A 19,374-nucleotide genomic window follows, 5' to 3' on the forward strand; every position below is an offset into this window, starting at 1 on the left:
ACATATCGTTTCAGTTTAATTAAAAAAATGTTAAAGCTCCCGTAAACAGAAGGCTTTTAAAGTAAAAATACCTTTGCACATCTAATTTGAAGACATGAGAAAAGTAAAGATTGTATTGGGGTTATTGTTTTTAGGGTTTGGAACAATAGCATATGCACAGACTACGCAGGCTTCCATCGTAGGAAAAGTAACCGGGCCGGGAAGTGCGGCTCAGGAAAAAGTGAAAGTGACCATCATTAATGAATCTACAGGATTCAGAACGGAAACGGAAACGAACTCAAAAGGAGAGTATATCTTTAAAGAAATTCCTTTGGGAGGGCCATATACGGTGATTGTAAACGATGATAAAAGAGAAGGCTACAATGTAAACTTCGGAGATCAGGTAACAGTAAACATGGATTTGGGTAATGAAAAGCATATTGAAGAAGTGAAAATTACCGGAAATCTTAAAAACAAAATTGGTAACCTGGGAGCTGCTACAGCCATTTCTGCAAAGAACATCGGGATCCTGCCGGTAAACGGACGAAACTTTACCAATCTTACGGAGCTATCACCTTTAAGTGGAAAAGGAGGAAACCTTTCCGGGCAGCTGGGATCTTCTACCAACTTTACCATTGATGGGATGACGGCTAAAAACCCAACTTCTGCGGGAGCAACTACCAGCCGAAGCGGGGCGCCTTTCTCTATCTCAATTGAAGCGGTACGTGAATTTAAAATTACCACCAACCAATATGATGTGACCTTAGGAAGGAGTGGTGGTGGAACGGTAAGTGCCGTTACCAAATCCGGTACGAATAAATTTTCCGGAAGTGCATGGGAATATTTAAGAGCCAACTGGCTTTCCAGTCCTTATGACATCAGAGGAAACAAAAGACAGAATGATTTCTCTACTTCTCAGTTCGGATTCTCTTTGGGAGGGCCAATTATTAAAAATAAATTACACTTCTTCGTGGCATGGGATCACCAGCTGGATTCAAGACCTTTGATTATTGCTGATATCAGGTCCAAGGATGATGAAAAGAGATTTAATACCACAACAGAAACACTTAATAAGTTTTTAGATATTGCAAGAGCTAAGTATGGAGTAGGAAACACTCCGCAGTTCGGAAGTTTCGATAAAGTGAGAAACTCGGATGCTGCATTTTTACGTTTAGACTGGCAGATTAATGAAAAGCATTTGTTGACGTTAAGAAATAACTTCACTTATGATCTTAATAAAAACGGATTAGGGGATAATACCAGTATCAATTTCTTTGAATCTTATGGGAATGATAAAAACCTTGACAACAGTTTATTATTAACTTTAAGATCCAACCTTAAGCCTAATTTAACCAATGAATTGAAAGCTCAGTACCTGTATACTTTCCAGGATAGTTATCAGAATAATGAATTGGGTAAACCTGTACCAAGAGCAATTGTTGAAGGAGTGGCATCTAGTGTAGGATCTACAAATATTCAGATTGGTGGGCATCGTTTTGCTCAGGAAAGCTTCAGAAATAATGTGTTCCAGATTGTAGATAACCTATATTACAATACAGATAAAGTAAAATATACTTTCGGTGCAGATTTAATGTATACCACTTCAAAATCGGTTTACGGAAGTGAAGTAAACGGAAGATTCCATTTCAAGGATGATCCGGATAAAAAGATAAGCAGTCTTGATAATTTCGATAATCTTAAGCCTTATAGATTTTATAGAGAAGTTCCTTTAATGGACGATCCTTCTGTAAGATCTAATATCTGGAATATCGGTGTTTATGGGCAATTCCAGACTAAAATTGCTAAAGGATTAGATTTGATGGCTGGTTTGAGATTAGACTATAGCGGTTATCCAAAAGCAGAACTCAATCAGAAACTGCTTGATGAAATGGGAATCAGAACAGATAATAAGATTAAATCTTTCGTTATCCAGCCAAGGTTCCAGTTTGAATGGAATATCAACGAACAAAATAAAGACTTCCTGAAGTTTGGAGCAGGGATATTCTCTTCAGATATCAACAATTATATGATTATCAATAATCTGGTGTTCGATGGGAAACATTTGGCTACGGTAGATGTGGATCCTGCAGCTGTTGGGTTAACACCGGATTTCATCAATTATAGAAATAATTATGGTTCAGTTCCTACGTTAGCTAAAGATCAGGTTCCAACCATCAACTATACGGGTAAAGATGCTAAAATTCCAATCGTATACAAAGCAAATATCTCTTATACACACTTCTTTAATGAAAGATTCAGAGCAGGATTGGCAGCCTATATGGCTTTGGGTAGAAATAACTATTATTACTACGACAGAAACATGGTAGCTAACCCATTCTTTACATTGGATAATGAAGGGGGAAGAGGAGTGTATGTTCCTACTTCAGCAATAAACGGTGCAAAAATCGACTGGAAAGAGGGAAGAATCAATAAGAACTTCGGAAGAGTACTGGAGTTGGTGAGCGATGGTAAAGTAAACCAGTTCTCGTTTGTAGTAGACACCAGCTACCGTTATTGGAAAGATGGAGAAATTACAGCAAGTTATACATGGTCTGATATTAAAGACAATACTTCATATAACGGAAACGTTGCCAATTCTGCAACATTATCCACAATGGTTCAGGGTGATCCGAGAGATTTGAGAATGACGTATTCTGATAACCAGTTCCGTAATAAAGTGGTTATTTATGGTAACTCACCTACCATTGCAGGATTTACATTGGGTATCAGATATTCAGGAATCGGGGGAACCCGTTTCTCTATGACAGCAGGAGGAAATATTAACGGAGACTTTGTGGATAGCAATGATCTTGCTTATATCTTCCCGAATGTAGCTCAGTCTATTATTGATGATCCTAATGTAGGACAGGCATTGAAAGATTATGTGAAGGAATACAATGGTAAAATTGCAGAACGTAATGGTGGTAAGAATGGATTCTACGGAGTTTGGGATTTACGTGTAGCTAAGAAAATAAAATTTGATAAAGTAGGAGCATTTGAACTTTCCGTAGATATCTTCAACGTAGCCAATCTACTGAATAAAGAATGGGGTGTAAATGAATCCTATGGAAATACCTCAATGTACCGAATCAAAAAATTCGATCCGGTAACCAAGCAGTTTGAGTATACAAAGAATGTGAGTGGTAACGGTTTAGCACCTCTTTCAGGAAATCCGTATCAAATTCAGATTGGAGCGAAATACAGTTTTTAATCAATAGTTATAGTTAGTAGCCACAAAAGACAGGATTCTTAAAGGGTTAGTATTTAAAATACGACATTAAGACCTTTCTTTTGTGGTTTTATATTTCTCAATAAGTCCTATTTAACTACCTTTATCAAAAGTTTCAGGACTTTATTTTAATTATCTAAATTATATTATGAAAAATTTTATCTTAGGGTTAGCAGTTTTAAGTACAGTTTTGATGAAAGCACAAACCCAGATCATTGCCCATAGAGGATATTTTCAGGCTCAGCCGCCTACAACGGAAAATTCTATTAAATCATTAGAAAATGCTCAGAAATTAAAAGTTTACGGTTCCGAGTTTGACGTGAGAATGACGAAAGACGGAGTATTGGTCATCAACCACGATGAACACCATGGTAAAATGGAAATCTCTGAAACCTCATTCAAAGAATTGGAAGCATTGAAATTATCAAACGGAGAAAAATTTCCTACTTTAAAAGATTATTTGAAACAAGGGAAAAAAGATACTTCCGTGAAACTGATCGTAGAGATCAAACCTGCTAAAACTCCTGAGATTGAAAATGAGATTACGGAGAAGACAATTAAAATGATTAAGGATATGAAACTGGAATCTCAAAGTGAATTCATTTCTTTCAGTCTGAATATCTGTAAAGAGATCAAAAAACTGGCACCATCATTTAAAGTACAGTACCTGAACGGAGAATTATCACCAGAACAGATCAAAAAAGAAGGATTGGATGGTATGGATTATCACTACAGTGTTTTCCAGAAAAATCCAACCTGGATTGCTGAAGCGAAAGCTTTGAGGCTTATCACCAATTCATGGACGGTAAATGACGTTGCTGTATATGATGAATTGAAAAAACAAGGAATTGGTTTTGTGACCACAAACATTCCTGAGCAGTTGAAAAATAAATAACACTAAGCAAATAACAACCAATAATTTTCCAAAAGTCTGTCCTTTTCAGGATAGGCTTTTGTTTTTATAAAAACCTGAAATCAGATCAATAATATTTTGTGTATTCATGGCAAAAAAATAAGTGTTTTTTGTAAACGCAGAGAGCACAAAGATGTATTTTCATTACGCTTATTTCCGTTCGGAAAAGCACTTCGTTCAGCTAAGGAAGCTTATTCAGTCTTTGCTAAGTGAAACTGCATTTTCATTAGGTTTTCTATTATTATCTCAGGGCAAGACAATAAAGATACATAAATAAATAGAACCTGAAAATAGTGTTAAAAATTCTTAATTTTCTAAATACCTGTTAATTAGCGTTTTATCTAATGTTGTTAAGGAATACTTAATATAGTATTCAATGAACATTTAATAAACGTTAAAATGTTGTTAAGATCATACTCATAATGTCGTTCTAATTTTGCGCAAACAAAAAGGATATGCGTAAAGAGACACAAAAGTTGTTGGTATTGTCGCTGTTAGGATTATTCAGCGCCAGTCTGACGGCTCAGCAGAAAGCTAAAAAAGACACTATTAAAGGACTTGACGAAGTAGTGGTGACTGCTTTGGGAATCAAAAGGCACGATAAGTCTTTAGGGTACTCCACCCAGACGGTTACCTCTGAAGAAATTCTGAAAACCCAAAATAATAACTGGGCACAGGCTTTAGAAGGTAAAGTAGCCGGATTAAAGATTCAGACTGCCGGAGCAGGACCTTTGGGTACAAGCCGTATCACACTTCGTGGAGACATCTCCATGAGTATGGGGAATAATGATGCTTTGATAGTTGTGGATGGCGTTCCTTTGAGTGGAAAAAAAACAGGAACCGGAACTTCAGCGTATGGAGCAGGTTCAGGTGGAGATTTACCTATTGATTATGGAGATAGTTTTAACAGCATCAACCCTGATGATATTGAATCCATTTCTATTCTGAAAGGACCTACAGCGTCCGCATTATATGGTTCAAGAGGTTCAAGAGGAGCCATTATGATTACCACCAAATCCGGAAAAAGCAGAAAAGGAAAAGTTCAGGTTGCTTTTAATTCCTATTCAAGTTATGATTCAGTACTGAAATGGCCGGATTATCAATATGAATACGGACAAGGAACTCAGCAAAAAGATAAAAACGGAAACTATTATTACTCCTATGGACCATCTGTTGATGGAATAAACACGGGTTCTACGAGTAGTGCCTTTGGACCAAAATTTGCCGGGCAGTATTACTTCCAATACGATCCTAATATAGAAGGACAGAGTTTGGAAAGACAGCTTTGGAGACCTTATAAAAATAATATTAAAGACTTCTGGCAGGTAGGATCCAATTATTCAAACAGTTTATCTGTAGAGCATTCCAATGAAACTACTGCTTTCAGAACATCACTTACCTATCTGAAAAATGAATGGATGATGCCTAATACAGGGCTAGACAGATTCAGCGCAGCGTTATCTTTAGATCATAAACTGAGCAGCAGGTTGAAGATCGGTACTAAGATGAACTTCAGTCAGACGAAAAGTGACAATCTTCCTGCAACAGGTTATAATAACCAGTCCATCTCTTATTTCATGATCTTCCAGAATCCGAACGTGGATCTTGGATGGTACAGACCTATCTGGAAAAAAGGACAGGATCAGGTAGAACAGGTTCACCCTTTCAGTTCTTATATTGACAATCCTTACCTGATTGCTTATGAGAACCTGAATGGAACCAATAAAAAAACAATTACTGGGAATATCAATATCAGTTACCAGCTGGCAAAAAACCTAGATGTAGCTTATAAAACCGGTTTGGAATGGAACAATGAATTTCGTACCCAAAGAAGACCATGGAACTCTGCTAACTATGCCAAAGGTTACTACAGAGAACAGTATATCAGATACATGGACCTGAATAATGATGTTTTATTCACCTATAAAAATAAATTCGGAAACATTGGAGTAACAGCTTCAGCTGGAGGAAACATCAGGTATCATGAATATACCATGAATGATTACAGAGGAAACGGGCTTAATAAAGCAGGTCTTTACCAGCTTTCCAATGCCATGCAGGTGGAATATAAACTGCCAAAACCTAATGATAATCAGGTAAACAGTGTATACGCATTGGCTAACTTCAGTTACAAAGACATGATTTTCCTGGATGTGACGGCAAGAAATGACTGGAGCAGTACGCTTCCTGCTCATAATAGATCTTATTTTTATCCGTCTGTATCATCATCCTTCATATTATCAGATATCTTTAAATTAAAATCAGACAATTTAAACTTCTGGAAACTAAGATTATCATGGTCTAAAGTAGGGAACGATACATATACCTACATGCTCGACAAATATTACGAAAACAGTGGTTTTGCAGGATCTGTAGAATCTCCGTTACTATACCCAAATCCCAATCTGAAGCCGGAAATGATTACCAATATTGAAGGAGGTATGGATTTTACTATTTTGAAAAACAGGTTGACATTCAATTTTACAGCGTATCAGAACAATTCCAAAGATCAGTCAATTATTATTCCGATGCTGTATGAAACAGGATATAATAAGAGAATCATCAATGCCGGTGAACTGAGAAACAGAGGAATTGAAATGACTCTAAATGCTTATCCCATCAAGAATAAAAATTTCTCATGGAGTGTAAATGCTAACTGGTCAATGAACAGAAACAAAATCATTTCCCTTCCGGAAGAGTATAATGGAAAACCTTATACCATGGGAAGTATAGGTGGTGTAGTGTTTTATGATGCTGTAGTTGGAGGCTCTTTGGGAGATATGTACGGAGCAGGATTGCTATATTCACCGGATGGGCAGGTGATTTATGATGCAAAAGACGGCTTAACTGCTAAGTCAACGGAAATGAAAAAAATAGGAAATGCTTATCCGAAGTGGAGAGCAGGTCTTCAGAATGAATTCAGATACAAAAATATTACCGTGAGTTTCTCGTTTGACGGTCAGTATAAAGGGATAGCTTACTCTCACTCACATCACAAAATGTCTGAACAGGGGAAACTTACGCATACTCTTGCAGGAAGAGACAATCCGGGAGGGTTAATCGTTGGGCAGGGAGTTGTTCAGAATCCTGATGGAACATTTTCTCCCAATACAAAAGGAATTCCGGTTTCCGCTTATTATGGAGATTACTATAGAAGAGCCAACGTAGAGACCAACTCATTTGATACCTCGTACCTTAAACTGAGAGATGCCAGAATCTCTTATTCTTTCCCAAAATCAATTGTTGAACCTTTAAAGCTTACAGATATTACCCTTGCCGTATTCGGAAGAAACCTTTGGATGTGGACGAAGTTCCCATTATTTGATCCGGAAGCAGCTACGCTAGACGATTCTACGATTACACCAGGAGTTGAGATGGGGCAGTTACCTCAGGCAAGAACCATTGGTTTCCAGTTAAATGTTAAATTTTAAAATCAGAAAAATGAAAAAGCTAATCTATATATCTTCATTCCTTGCTCTTGTGGGCAGTACTGTTTCATGTGACAGAAGTCTTGATGAGATCAATAAAGATACCAGCAGAATTAATGTGCCTGTTGCCAGTGCCTTGTTGGTCCCTATCCAGTACAATATGTCTGTGGTAGGGTATAACAGAGCTAATGATCTTAATTTTGATCTTATGCAGGTTTCTCTGGATTTTCCAAACGAAGGAAATTCATTGAGCCGTTACTATTTAACAGAAAAAACAGGAAACGGTTTCTGGGATAACTCTTACCGATGGTTAAAACAGGTGGATGATCTTAAGAAAGCTGCAATTTCTGAAGGAGATAAAAATTATCAGGCCATTTCAATGGTTTTGAATGCATGGATTTATTCTAACTTAACTGATACCTATGGAGATGTTCCATTTTCTGAAGCATCACAATTGGATGATAAGATTATGTATCCAAAATTTGACAGACAAAAGGAAATTTATATCAAACTATTGGATGATTTAAAAGCTGCAAACGCTCTTTTTGTGAATAATAAAGCGCTTACCGGAGGAGATTTGTTCTTTAAAGCAGATTCAGATGCTGCCAATGGAATTCTCGGTTGGAAAAAATTCTGTAATTCTCTTTCTCTGAGATTACTGACAAGAATTTTGAATAAAGATGGAGAAGTAAATGTTAAAGCAAGAATCCAGGAAATTATTAACAACCCTACAACATATCCTATTTTCCAAAGCAATGCAGACGGTGTAAAAGTAGATATAACAGGGATTTTTCCATTAATGACACCTATTGCAAGGCCTCAGGATTTTACCACAGGAAGAGCAGCTTCAGAATTCTTTGTAGAAACATTGAAGGCTAATAATGATCCTCGTATGGCTATGTTTTTCTCTCAGGCTAAAGATTCAAAAAATAATAATATAGGGTATTTAGGAGCTCCATCAGGATATAAATTTGGAACTGTATTTAATTACCAGCCATCCAACCTTAATCAAAACCTGGCAAAAGCACCTTTGAAAATCTTAGTCTATCCCTATGCAGAACTTCAGTTTACTTTAGCAGAATTGGCATTTAAGGGAGTTATCCAGGGTAATGCAAAAACCTATTATGAAAATGGTGTAAAAGCAGCTATTGAACAATGGGGAGCTGTAGTTCCTGCCAATTATTTTGATAATCCGGCAGTAGCTTTCGGAACCGGAGATATGAAGAAAATTATGCTTCAAAAATATATAGCCCTATTCTTTGTAGATCAGCAGCAATGGTTTGAAAAAAGAAGAACGGGATTCCCGGAACTTCCTAACAACGGTGGACTTTTAAATGATGGAAAACTTCCTCAAAGATTAATGTATCCAACCAATACGAGAGTGCTGAATAAAGATAATTATCAGGCGGCAGTTCAACAGATGGGCGGAGATGATATCAATGTAAAAGTGTGGTGGAGTAAATAAGTATAATCAATAAAATAATAAACGATGAGTATCAACATAAAACTTTTAATGCCTTGCATGCTGGTTTCAGCAATGGCTTTTTCCCAGTCTTCTGTCTCAGGATATGTGTATGAAGACAGCAACAAGAACCAAAAGAAAGAAAATCGTGAAAAAGGAATTGAAGGAGTCGCAGTTTCTAATGGTGTTCAGGTAGTTTTAACTGATAAAAATGGACGTTACAGCCTGCCAGTTCAGGAAGATCAGACTATTTTTGTCATCAAACCATCAGGATATCAAACTGCTTTAAACAGTAATAACCTGCCACAGTTCTATTACCATCATAAAGCAAAAGGTTCTCCTGCAGATTTTAAATATAAAGGAGTAGCTCCAACCGGTGAGCTTCCCAAAGAATTGAATTTCCCGCTTTACCAACAGAATGAAAACAAAAACTTTGATATTTTGGTTTTCGGAGATCCTCAACCTTATACAGAGAAAGAACTGGATTATTTTAAAAGAGGAATCGTAAACGAGGTGAAAAATACTAAAAAAAATGCAGTATTGGGAATCAGTTTGGGAGATTTGGTAGGAGATAACCTAAGTCTTCAGAAACCTTATGCTGATGTGATGAAAGAAGTAGGATTGCCTTGGTATAATGTAATGGGAAATCATGACATGAACTACGATGCCAAAGACGATAAACTTTCAGACGAAACCTTTGAATCCAATTTTGGCCCTGCCAATTACTCCTTCAATTATGGAAATGTACACTTTATTATCCTGGATGATATTTTGTATCCCGATCCAAGAGACGGAAAAGGCTATTGGGGCGGATTCCGTGAAGATCAGCTTCAATTTATCGAAAATGATTTGAAACTGGTTGATAAAAATAAACTGATTGTAGTATCTTTTCATATTCCGTTGGAACATCACAATGAAGACAGTTTCAGAAATGCAGACCGTCAGAAATTATTCGATTTCCTGAATCCTTTCCAGAATGTATTGCTTTTATCGGCTCATACTCATATCCAACAGCAGATTTTCTATGGGAAAAAAGCAGGCTGGAACGGCATCAAAGAATTACATGAATATAACGTGGGAACTACTTGTGGAGACTGGTATTCCGGAACAGCTGATGAAGCAGGGCTTCCTACTTCAACCATGAGAGACGGAACAGCAAAAGGATATTCTTTCATCAGCTTTACCGATAACCAATACAAAGTAAAATACAAAACAGCCGGAAAACCGGAAGAATATCAGATCAAATTATACGTTCCAAAAGTAATTCCGTTCCCGTCAAAAACCTCTGCAAAAGTGTTGGCTAACTTCTTTATGGGAAGCAAAAAAGACAAAGTGGAGTACAGAATAGATAACGGAAAATGGGAAGAAATGGAATATGATGAAACCATAGACCCGAACTTTGCTCTTTCTGTTTTTAAATGGGATACCACAGAGAATATTCTACAGGGAAGAAGACCTTCCAACCCTGAAATGTCAAAACATATCTGGGAAGCAGATTTTCCTAAAAAACTGACCCTAGGAAAACATAAAGTTGAGGTTAGAGCCGTAGACATGTATGGAAATGAGTTCTCCGCTTCAGAAGAATTTGAAGTACAGAATGCCATCCAGATTCCTTAAGCTTTTCATTTTTTACTATACTTTTTTTAGATTTATAAACCGGTTCTTCAAGAGCCGGTTTTATTGTATTGCTGAGGTTGAAAATAATAAACCACAAAAGATTATTTTCAACGTTTTAGAATATTTGAAAGCTGAATAAAAGTGCATAAATGAAAATCGCAGCTTTTCACAAAGCCATTCATAAACACTTATCTTTTACTTAAGTGTTTTAGCCTTTTGTGGTTTTAGTAAAATCTAAGTTTTCAGTATTCATTTGAAAACCATTAAAAAACTATTAAATATCCTTTCTTTCCATTCCATAAAAATGTTCTTTCGTAACTTTGTCCCACGAAAAATATTACACTATGAATATAAACGGAAAAAATGCTATCGTAACAGGTGGTGGAAGAGGACTAGGGAAAGCTGTAGCACTGGCCTTGGCGAATGAAGGAGTGAACGTAGCTATTACAGGAAGAAACGAAGAAAATCTTAAAAATACAGTTGACGAAATTCAAAAGCTAGGAGTAAATTCTGCATATGCAGTATTCACTATCGATGATGAAGCAGCTGTAAAAGCAGGTATCGAAACTTTAGCTGAAAAATTAGGTGGAGTAGACATTCTTGTGAACAATGCAGGAATCGGAGATTTCGGAACTATTGAAGAGATGCCGTCTGAAACTTGGGAACAGGTCATCAAAACCAATTTATTTGGAGTGTACTATGCGGCTAAAGCAGTTCATCCATTTATGAAAGCTAAAGGAGAAGGAGATATCGTAAACGTTGCTTCTACTGCAGGATTAAAAGGTGGTCCAAATATGTCAGCATACGCAGCTTCCAAAGCAGCTGTAGTTTCTCTATCTCAGTCGATGATGGCAGAATGGAGAAAACAAAACATCCGTGTGATTACGTTAACACCAAGTACCATTGCTTCTGATATGAGTATCCAGGGTGGACTTACAGACGGAAACCCTGATAAAGTGCTACAGCCTGAAGACTTCGCAGAATGGGTAAGAGATATCCTGAAAATGAACAGAAGAGCATTAATCGCTAATGGTTCTATTTTCTCTACGAATCCATAAGAGCGTTTAAGGTTTAAAGTTCAATGTTTAAAGTTGTCATAGAACAACTAAACTCAATTTTAAATTATAGTTGAAAAATTCAAATAAAGCGGGCTTTAGCCCGCTTTATTTGTAATATTCTCTTCCAAAGGCTTTAGCCTAAACCTTTAAAAAAATCTGCGTCATCCGCATAATGCGAGAGATAAAAACTAAATAGAAGCTGGCTTTACCCCATTCAACAATATAAAATCCATCAGCTTTACCCAAAACTTACCCTTTCCATTTTTTTAACCGTAATAACATTAGTATTTTTGCAGCAAATTATTCACATGCAAAATTATTTAGAATTCAACTTCAGGATTTCTCCATTGCAACCTTGGAACGAGATATTAATGGCAGAACTTATTGAAATAGGTTTTGACAGCTTTACAGAAGAAATTCACGGAATTTTAGGATATATCCAGACTGATTTATTTAACGAAGATCAGCTTAAAGCCCTTCCGATCTTTGAAAACGAAAATGTAAAAATTGAGTATTCTTTTGAAGAAATGCCGAACATCAACTGGAATGAAGAGTGGGAGAAGAACTTTTCACCCATCAATATTGATGATAAAGTACTGATCAGAGCAGAATTCCATGAGTCTGTACCGGGAATGCATGAAATTATCATTCAACCTAAAATGTCATTCGGAACAGGGCATCACCCTACAACACACCTGATGATCCAGCAGATGATGGATATTGATTTCAATGGAAAGAAAGTGTTGGATATGGGATGTGGAACCTCTGTATTGGCAATCTATGCAAAGCAAATCGGAGCCGGAAATACAAAAGCAATTGATATCGACGAATGGTCTGTAGAAAACTCCAAAGAAAATGCAGTAAGAAACAATGTAGAGTTAGATATTGAATTGGGAACTGCTGATAATTTAGGAAAAGAAAATTATGATATTATTCTGGCAAACATCAACAGAAATATCCTTATTTCAGATATTCCGACTTATGTTTCAGTATTGAACGGGGGCGGCAAATTATTGCTTTCTGGATTATGTTTTTTCGATGTTGATGATATTCTGGAAGTATGCAAAGAAAGTGGTCTTACACTGAAAAAGCAGCTGCAGAGAGAAGAATGGGTAAGCTTACTGCTTGAAAAATAAAAAACGAAATAACACATGAAAACTTTATTGACCGCTTTATTTTTACTGACTGTACAACTTTTTGCAGCTCAGGAAAATGAAGTATATGCAGACGGTGTTTTTAATTTTTCTGAAAACAAAAACCAGAAGATCTTTACAGATTGGACAAGGGTAAGAACAGAACCGGGTGTTAATGCTCAGGTTTTGGATTCACTGCAGAGTAATCAGCAGATTATGATTCTTAAAAAAGAAGAAACAGTGCCGGTTTTACAACTGGGAGAAAGAAGAGCTAATTGGTATAAAATTTCTTATCAGAAAGGTGATGTAATGAGTGAAGGCTATATTTGGGGAGGCAACCTTTGTGTAGGCTATCGTAATAAAAACGGATATGATTTCCTTTTCGGACTTTCAAAAACAGTGGATAGAAAAAATAAATCACTGAATGAGATTGAAAAACAGAATATTGCCGGAATAAAAATAATGGAAGGGAATACCCTGATTGAAGAAATCTACTTTGATACCGGAAGAGGAGAAGAGTTGAGTACAGCCTCCTTTAGTATTGAAAGCAACCACAAACTACAGGATATAGAATTTACTTTAAAAGCAATGGTGTCCGGTGAAGCATGTGGTATTGCAACGTATGACCAATACGTTCTTTATAAGGATAAGAAACTGATTGCTCTTCCACAGTTGATGAATGTAGGAGACGCCGGAGCTTACTATCACAGTGAAGAATATGTTTTTCCTAATGATAAAGGAGGAGTTCCTAATACCTTTATCCTGAAAGTAGAAGATATGGAAACCGATGATAAAGACCGGGAGAAGAAAAAACGTTCTTCCAAAACGTATCTTTGGAATGGAAGTTCTTATAAACTTAAATAGATCTTTTGCTTAAAATAAATAAAACCGTTGTCATTGTACAGCGGTTTTTTTGTTCATACAGAATACAACACAAAAATAGGACTGGAATATCCAGTCCTACCCAAACATGATTAAGTGTATAGTTTAGCCATAAATGGCTATAAGGAATAAGTTGTTGCACAAAAAAGATTTTTATTGATGCTTAATCAATGTTTCTTTAAATAATAATTAAAACTAACTTTTATAGAGGCTTCTCGGTAAAAGCTTATACGATAAAAGTACCACGAATTAAAGTTTATTAGGTGAAAAGTTAAGTTGATTCCGCGAAATAAGGCAGTGAAACGGAATTTTCATACTGTGAAGCGTACCTGGCAACTTTCAGATTGAGGTAGTATCCATATGCTTATTCAGGGCAATCTGCCATAAATAAAAACCCTCACAGTTCTTGCTGTGAGGGTTCGTAAATTCTTTGTATATATTTACAAATACACTTTTTTTTATGGATTAGCCTTTACAGCATTATACATCAGTGAATCTTTCTGTTGATGAGTGTAATCATATTTGTATTGATAAAATGAAGACTCCCAGTCCCCATATCCAACGTTAGGAATGATAATGAATTTTTTACCAAACTCATTCGCTGCGTTTTTCACGGCTGCAGATCGTTCTATTTCTGATTTTTTATCGAACAGATTGGAGAAATCAGCAAGATTATCACCCAATAGTAAAACGATATTATAATTTTTAGCAATGTCCAGGCGTCTGTTCTCCTTACTGCTTTCTTTAGATCGAAGAATAAGGTTGGCATCACTTTGAAGTGGGAAATTGTATTTTTTCAGATTTTTCAATGTTCCTGCACGTTCCTGTTCTATACGGTTGGTAACGTAAAATACCTGTATACCTTTACTCGCTGCATACTGATAGAATGCCTGAGAACCGGTAAGTGGTGTTGCAATACCTTTGGCAGTCCATTCTTCCCATGTTTTTTGATCGTAATCTTTTCCCATTTTTGAACGCTCAACGGCGTAATAGGAATTATCTAAAAAGGTCTCATCAATATCAGAAACAATCGCTAAAGGTTTATCCGATTTTTGTGCTAAAGCTTCATTCAGACGAAGTTTTGCAATATTGTAAGCCTGCAGGCAAAGTGCTTCATATTCGGCTGCTCTTTGTTGATAAAACGCAGCATATATTTTCCCGTCACGTCCAAGATTTTGATAAGGAGCATCCTGAATAATGGTTTTTGTAACCGGAACAGCTGTTTTACATGACAGGGTCAAAGCAAAAGCACAGCTTGCAATAATGAACTTGAAATTTTTCATTGAATTAAAATAGAGAAAGCAAAATTATAACAATTAGATTGGTATGACAACTATTTCTCATATTAGCTTTTTTGAAGGTACAATAAGTATTAGATTTGAATACTGAATTAACACATGATCCTTAGATGGCTAAGAAGAAGATAAAAGGATAAAAAATTACTAAATGACCAACGTATTTGAAGATTACTTATGCTCAACAGGAGGACTATCATTAGAGGAAATTAATTTTTCTGTGCAGTTCTTCAAACCGATCCACTTAAAAAAGGGTGATTTTTTTATTAGTGAGAATGAGCCCTGCCGCTATATTGGATTTATCGCTAGTGGCGGTGTAAAAGCATACGCTATCGATAAAGAAGGAAAAGAAAATATAACCTGCTTCAAGTTTGAAAATGAATTTGTCACCTCGTTTCCGGAATTTGTAAAACAGGAGAAATCCAGAAGGAGCATCAGGGCTATAGAAGATAGCGTAATCTATAGAATAAGTTTCCCGGATTATCAGCATCTGCTTGATCGTGTGACTGCCTGGAACGGAGTTATAAAATCGGTGATGGAAAAAGAGTATAGTCAAAAAGAATGTTATTTGCTCAATTATAATAATAAATCGACTGTAGATAAATACCTTTATGTTCTGTCTGATGAACCGATGCTTGTTCAACGCGTAGCAACTCAGGATCTGGCATCATACCTGGGCATCACACAGCGATCGCTTACCCGTGCGAAGGGACAAATACATAAACCCGACGTATTATAGGACAAATGTCCTTATGCGATTTTGGTTAGCGATGTAGATTTGCACAAAAAAAATTATGCTACGTCAAATTACCACCGAAGTATTCCAGATTCCACTGATGCCGCGAAACGGTATCAACTGCTATATTATCGAAGGTGTACTGGTAGATTCCGGAATAAGGAGTTCATATACCACTATAAAGAAAGTTATCCAGAAAATTGCTGTTCATCAACATGTACTTACACATGCGCATGCAGACCACCAGGGGTGCAGTGATCAGATATGTGCAGAGTTTGAAATTCCTTTACTCTGTCATCCCAACGAAGTTTTTAGGACCGAAACAGGTATGGTAACCAACGACTATCCAACTCCGGATCATTGGGTGGCAATGCTTCAGCAAAAATACTGGGCTGGGCAGGGACATCAAGTTGATCAGACCATTGTTGAAAATGATATGATCGGAAACTTTCGGGTAATAGAAACGCCAGGACATTCGGGTGGTCATATTTCTTTGTTCCGTGAGCGCGATGGTGTACTGATCATCGGAGATGCGGCAACCAATATGAACATTCTTACTACAGTAACCGGTCTGAGACTTCCTCCAAACATGTTCACTTCGGATCAGCAGCGCAATATCAAATCGCTCAAGAAGCTAGCAGAACTGAACCCTTCCATTATTTGCTTCGGTCACGGGCCGGTCATGCGAAATACAGATCGGAAGTTTGAGCAATTTGTGGCTAAATGCAGTGCGGCTGTTTAAAGATAGATCTTGCTGTAATTACAGTTTAAAAGGAAAAGCATTTTAGATTCCTTCTTTTATAGGGCTATGAGGTTTAAGTGGGCGCAGAAGGACTCGAACCTTGTCCGTTCCGATTACAAATCGGGATGCTCTATCTGTTGAGCTACGTTAATAAGCTTTAGTAAGGACAACAAAAAACCTCACCATAAAAATGATGAGGTTTTGTGAACTTGACAGGATTATCCTCGAACTCTTTGGTTGCTGATCTTAATTTGATTTTAAGTGTATTTTATTGATTATCAGTTGTTTGGTTTTATTGCAAGAAGTTTTGATTCCATTTTGAGAGATTTCCATAATCGTTATACAAAAAAATCTTCCAAATTGACTACTTGCAGGATTTGTCTATTCTTAATTCACAGAATTAGCTATTAAAATGTCGTTGAATACTAATGGATAAACCGCCTCCAATGATGATATTTTTTTCTTTATTCATCATTTAAACTTTTTAAATTTTTAAAAGAACCGACTGTCTACAAACAGCCGGTTCAAGGGAAAAAAATCTTTTTCCTTCTAAAAACACTTAATACTCACTATTTATCGCTGATGCTTTTCTATACTTAGCTTCATTGATCTTATATTCTGCCTTAAGAACTATGTAAGCTCTTTATCTTGCAAATTTTTCTGTGTGTATTTAGTTTTACAATTGTGCGGTAATACCCCCATCAATTATAAACTCTGATCCTGTAGAATAACTTGACTCATCAGAAGCAAGATAAACTACTAAAGAGGATACTTCCTTCGCATCGGCAGCTCTTCCTAAAGGGATGTTGATTTTTGACAATTCCTCCTTCGGCACCGCGCTGGTCATTGGCGTATCAATCAATCCCGGATGTACAGAGTTAACCCTGATATTATACTTTGCCAATTCCACCGCTGCTGATTTGGTCATTCCTCTAACTGCAAATTTAGATGCAGAATAGGCAAGCCTGTATGGTGCTGCAACAAAGCCTGCGATCGACGATATATTGACTATCGAGCCCGTCGATCCTTTTTTCATTGAAGGAATTACAGCTTTCATGCCTAAAAAAACAGATACCTGGTTGATTTCTATCACCTGTCGGTATAAAGCTTCTGGCATCTCTTCCAATAAAGCAGGCTTATCAATACCTGCATTATTAACCAATATATCGACTGGGCCAAAAGTTTTTTCAGCGGCTTCAATTACTTTATCCCAGTCTTCTTTGCTCGAAACATCATGTTTGACAAATAGTGCGCTGTGATCTCCTAGAGATTGGGCGACTTCCAGGCCTTTCTCTTCGTTAATATCTGTGAGTACAACTTTTGCACCCTCTGCAACAAAAGCAACTGCGTGGGCTGCACCCATTCCTGATGCTGCACCCGTAATAATCGCTATTTTACCTTTTAATCTGTCCATGTTTTATAAATTTTAAGGTTAAATTTTCTTATTAATATTGCTCTGTCATAAATTCTGCATCTGCAACGATTCCTACATTACAATAGATTGATTTATCGCCTGCAAAATCAAACAGAACAGTTAGTTATTCTGTATTTGTGAGTCTTTTTTAGTATTAAGGAAAAGATTACTCTTCCTTTCTAAAAACACTTAATGCTCACCATCCATCCCTGAAGCTTTTTTATACTTAGCTTCATTGATCTTATATTCTGCCTTGGCATCAAGAATCTCCGATTTGGCTTCCTGCCAGAGAACCTGAGCTTTCAATACTTCTTCTGCTACCACAGTTCCTGCGTCGTATCTGTCCTGGTTCAGCCTGAGATTTTCCGTGGCCTGAACAAGAGATTTTTCAGCAAGCTCGATATGTTTAACAGATTGGTTGAGCTGCATCACGGCATTCTGGACTTCCAGCACCAGAAGCTCTTTCGTTTCTTCCAGTTCAAGCTTTTGAGCATTGGTTTTATATTGCTGCTCTTTTACTTTCTGCTCTCTTACTCCCCAGTCATAAATCGGAATGTTTACAGACAGCATTCCCACAAATCCCTGCATATTATTTTTCATATTGATAGGATTAACATTTTTACCAAAACTGGAAAAGCCGATTCCCGAAAGAGCTACCGTCGGCTTGCGGTCACCATCAAGCAGTTTTTCCTGAAGCTCATTTATTTCTACTGCTTTGGCAAGAATGGATAGCTCAGGCCGGTTCGTCGGCTGTAGCTGATTATCTGCCAAAATACCAGCAAAGCTGCCGCTTACAGCATCCTCCACATCAAAATCGGAATCGGGAAGTCCTGCGATCTGGGCAAGGTTTAACTTGGCTATGCTAAGGCCATCTTCTGCACGTTTCAGATTGAGTTGTGCCTCATTCTGCTGAACTTCTATTTTCAACAGGTCATTTTTATAGGTCAGCCCTGCGTCAAAGGAATTCTTCACATTGGTATGCAACTGATCCAGAAGCTTGATGTATTCTTTTGCCAGTGCTATTTTCTCCTTGGCATTTACGATCTGCCAGTACATGGTTTCCGCAGAAAGTTTTACTTCCTCTTTGGTAAGGTCTTTCTGCGCCATCTGCAGATCTACGGCCGCTGAAGAAATCTTTTTACCGGTTTCTACTTTCCCGCCGGCATACAAAACCTGGGTAACATTCACATTGGCGCTTCCCAATACTTCCGGCAACAGGTTTGAAAGGGGTTTGGAGAAATAATATCCTCCCACACTTCCGTCCACTGTAGGTTTTCCCCCTGCTTCTGCAGCCGTTCTTGCAGCCTTGGCAGCTTCTATATTCTGTTGCGCTTTTTTGATCTTTTTATTGTTCTCTAATGCCAGGTTTCTGACTTCATCCACAGAAACTACACGTTCCTGAGCCTGAGCTCCTATTGCCGCTGTAAACAACAGCACCAGAACTATTTTTGATATCGTATCGTATATTATTTTCATTTTTTTTACA

General features: G+C 37.2%; 13 protein-coding genes and 1 tRNA gene. 10 read left to right on the plus strand and 4 right to left on the minus strand.

All coding sequences use genetic code 11. From position 1 onward, the window contains the following. Nucleotides 1-94 precede the first annotated feature (94 nt). The 8 genes from J2772_RS03840 to J2772_RS03875 all read left to right on the plus strand — a co-directional run bounded on the left by J2772_RS03840 (nucleotide 95) and on the right by J2772_RS03875 (nucleotide 13,683). Nucleotides 95-3,190 (plus strand): TonB-dependent receptor, encoded by a 3,096-nt coding sequence (locus J2772_RS03840; protein WP_209913505.1) that lies wholly within the window; start codon nucleotides 95-97, stop codon nucleotides 3,188-3,190. 166 nt (nucleotides 3,191-3,356) lie between these two features. Then, entirely contained in the window at nucleotides 3,357-4,103 is a 747-nt protein-coding gene (locus J2772_RS03845) for a glycerophosphodiester phosphodiesterase (protein ID WP_209913507.1), read from the plus strand. A gap of 473 nt (nucleotides 4,104-4,576) precedes the next feature. Next, nucleotides 4,577-7,552, plus strand: coding sequence for a SusC/RagA family TonB-linked outer membrane protein (locus J2772_RS03850; protein WP_209913509.1), 2,976 nt, complete (start codon nucleotides 4,577-4,579; stop codon nucleotides 7,550-7,552). 10 nt (nucleotides 7,553-7,562) lie between these two features. Continuing rightward, on the plus strand, nucleotides 7,563-9,014 hold the full coding sequence (locus J2772_RS03855) for a SusD/RagB family nutrient-binding outer membrane lipoprotein (protein WP_209913511.1): 1,452 nt from the start codon (nucleotides 7,563-7,565) through the stop codon (nucleotides 9,012-9,014). A gap of 48 nt (nucleotides 9,015-9,062) precedes the next feature. Then, nucleotides 9,063-10,628: a calcineurin-like phosphoesterase C-terminal domain-containing protein gene (locus J2772_RS03860; protein ID WP_209915013.1), complete on the plus strand. Its 1,566-nt coding sequence runs from the start codon at nucleotides 9,063-9,065 to the stop codon at nucleotides 10,626-10,628. A gap of 344 nt (nucleotides 10,629-10,972) precedes the next feature. Continuing rightward, nucleotides 10,973-11,686 (plus strand): 3-ketoacyl-ACP reductase, encoded by a 714-nt coding sequence (locus J2772_RS03865; protein WP_209913513.1) that lies wholly within the window; start codon nucleotides 10,973-10,975, stop codon nucleotides 11,684-11,686. 308 nt (nucleotides 11,687-11,994) lie between these two features. Beyond that, nucleotides 11,995-12,822, plus strand: a complete 828-nt coding sequence (gene prmA / locus J2772_RS03870) for a 50S ribosomal protein L11 methyltransferase (protein WP_209913515.1) — start codon at nucleotides 11,995-11,997, stop codon at nucleotides 12,820-12,822. 15 nt (nucleotides 12,823-12,837) lie between these two features. Further along, on the plus strand, nucleotides 12,838-13,683 hold the full coding sequence (locus J2772_RS03875; protein ID WP_209913517.1) for an SH3 domain-containing protein: 846 nt from the start codon (nucleotides 12,838-12,840) through the stop codon (nucleotides 13,681-13,683). Between the two features lie 476 nt (nucleotides 13,684-14,159). On the opposite strand, the gene J2772_RS03880 is transcribed toward J2772_RS03875, so the two are convergent. Next, complete coding sequence (locus J2772_RS03880) at nucleotides 14,160-14,984, minus strand: 5'-nucleotidase, lipoprotein e(P4) family (protein ID WP_209913519.1); 825 nt, start codon at nucleotides 14,982-14,984, stop codon at nucleotides 14,160-14,162. 163 nt (nucleotides 14,985-15,147) lie between these two features. Here J2772_RS03880 and J2772_RS03885 point away from each other — a divergent pair, with 163 nt between their 5' ends. Both J2772_RS03885 and J2772_RS03890 read left to right on the plus strand, forming a co-directional pair. Next, nucleotides 15,148-15,735: a Crp/Fnr family transcriptional regulator gene (locus J2772_RS03885; RefSeq protein ID WP_209913521.1), complete on the plus strand. Its 588-nt coding sequence runs from the start codon at nucleotides 15,148-15,150 to the stop codon at nucleotides 15,733-15,735. Nucleotides 15,736-15,790: 55 nt separating this feature from the next. Beyond that, a complete protein-coding gene (locus J2772_RS03890) occupies nucleotides 15,791-16,474 on the plus strand; it encodes an MBL fold metallo-hydrolase (protein ID WP_209913523.1) in 684 nt (227 codons plus the stop codon). A gap of 78 nt (nucleotides 16,475-16,552) precedes the next feature. Here the strand turns inward: J2772_RS03890 and J2772_RS03895 are convergent. The 3 genes from J2772_RS03895 to J2772_RS03905 all read right to left on the minus strand — a co-directional run bounded on the left by J2772_RS03895 (nucleotide 16,553) and on the right by J2772_RS03905 (nucleotide 19,364). After that, nucleotides 16,553-16,620 (minus strand) — tRNA-Thr (locus J2772_RS03895). Nucleotides 16,621-17,150: 530 nt separating this feature from the next. Then, nucleotides 17,151-17,888, minus strand: coding sequence for a glucose 1-dehydrogenase (locus J2772_RS03900; protein ID WP_209913525.1), 738 nt, complete (start codon nucleotides 17,886-17,888; stop codon nucleotides 17,151-17,153). Nucleotides 17,889-18,077: 189 nt separating this feature from the next. Beyond that, entirely contained in the window at nucleotides 18,078-19,364 is a 1,287-nt protein-coding gene (locus tag J2772_RS03905; RefSeq protein WP_209913527.1) for a TolC family protein, read from the minus strand. Between the last annotated feature and the right edge of the window lie 10 nt (nucleotides 19,365-19,374).

Source organism: Chryseobacterium jejuense, assembly GCF_017877355.1.
GTDB classification, from domain to species: domain Bacteria; phylum Bacteroidota; class Bacteroidia; order Flavobacteriales; family Weeksellaceae; genus Chryseobacterium; species Chryseobacterium jejuense_A.